This window comes from Microcystis sp. LE18-22.4A (assembly GCF_027531105.1).
Taxonomy (GTDB): domain Bacteria; phylum Cyanobacteriota; class Cyanobacteriia; order Cyanobacteriales; family Microcystaceae; genus Microcystis; species Microcystis aeruginosa.
The window spans coordinates 1-1,447 of sequence record NZ_JAPZRB010000060.1; the positions used below are offsets into that span (position 1 = coordinate 1).

Here is a 1,447-nt window from a genome sequence, read left to right on the forward strand (position 1 = left end):
AAGAGTTTGTGCTGCCTATTTTTTCGGAAAAATAGGTTGTAATGGGAGACTCTTTGTTTTCCTAGACAAAAATAATTACTTTTTCAAAAAAACACTTTTCTATTTTTTTGTTGGGTATTTTATTCTCTGGAAGTCCCTAAAACCCCACTCCCGCCTACTTTTCAAGCTTTTTGTCCTGTACTTAGTAAATTGGTAGCTATCATTAAAAATGTAGTTTGCTCTCAGATTGCTTTGTCTTTACCTTTTGTCCTGGGAAACTTATTATTTGACCCACTAGATAAAAATTATTCATTAGGAGTCATATTTAAAGAATTCAGCCGCGTATTTATTTACATATTCCCATTTGCCCTCGTGACAGGCACCTTTCTTGGTTTACTTAGATCGGGTCAATATAGTCAAGAAATTAACTGCTCAAGTACTCTGGGGTTATGGGGTATGTTTATATCCCTATCAGTTTTGCTATCAGTTGTAACACCAATAATTGATGGTCTCCTATGGATGACTCCGACGGTTAAAACGGCTATTATGAATAACCCTCTGATAGCAATACCAATAGCAATACTAATGGCTTGCGTTTTCATTTTTTATATGTGCATTTATGTTAGTGCGATTCAAAACTCCTTTTTAGTTATTTGGAATTTTATTTCTGCTCCTTTTAAGTCTAGTAAAACCCCGAAATCAATTTCATTAGAAGAATATGAACAAATAGAAAAAATTGGAGAATTAAAGGCTGAAAAAAGACTACAAAGAGCAGAGCAAGAATATAAAGAGAAAGAGGAGTTTAAGAGATTATGGTGGAAAGCTTATCGCCGATTTAGTGAATTAAGTTATGAGGAAAAATATAGATTAAGTGAAGAACAAATGATTTATAGTGCTGAGGACTATGCGAATAAAACTATAGGATATTATTGAATATATTAAACTTTATCTCTCCCAGTGTGATCGCCAATATTATAGGAATTATGGTGGCTGTGTTTTTAGCTAATTGTCAAGTTACTACGATCACTGTTTCTGATGAAGTGTTATCACCGATTTTGTTAGCGAGAAAAAGGTAATGTTGAGTTTTATCACCTCAATCCAAGCTACAGATCGGCTGAAAACCCAGCCGTTTTTTACGGCCTTGGGGTCACAATACCATGTTTTGTTTTCCTAGCAAAGCTAAGGTTAACAATTCGCAACTTCTCTATACACAGCCCTAAGTAGGGTTTGCGGCAAAAAGCTTTTCCTGGGTGTGGGGTTTTAAGGGTGTTAGGGATATACTGACAATAAATCCGGTTATTAAAGACTGATTATTTATTCCCCCTTTGGCTCTTCTAGGTTCTGTGTGATAAGTTTAACTTACATAGGATCGATCGATCTTTGTGTCCTTTGTGTCTTTGTGGTTCGTTCCACCCCCTCGCTAGGAGAAATGTATCTTAGAATACATTTTACCCACCAAAGCTGGGAG

At 35.7% G+C, this 1,447-nt stretch carries 2 protein-coding genes; both read left to right on the forward strand.

What is annotated here, in order from left to right:
• The first annotated feature begins 189 nt into the window (after nt 1-189).
• A complete protein-coding gene (locus O9295_RS02775; RefSeq protein ID WP_288031519.1) occupies nt 190-912 on the forward strand; it encodes a hypothetical protein in 723 nt (240 codons plus the stop codon).
• Nucleotides 909-1,055 (forward strand): hypothetical protein, encoded by a 147-nt coding sequence (locus O9295_RS02780; RefSeq protein ID WP_287731374.1) that lies wholly within the window; start codon nt 909-911, stop codon nt 1,053-1,055. Before O9295_RS02775 ends, O9295_RS02780 begins: the two co-directional genes overlap by 4 nt.
• Nucleotides 1,056-1,447: the final 392 nt, after the last annotated feature.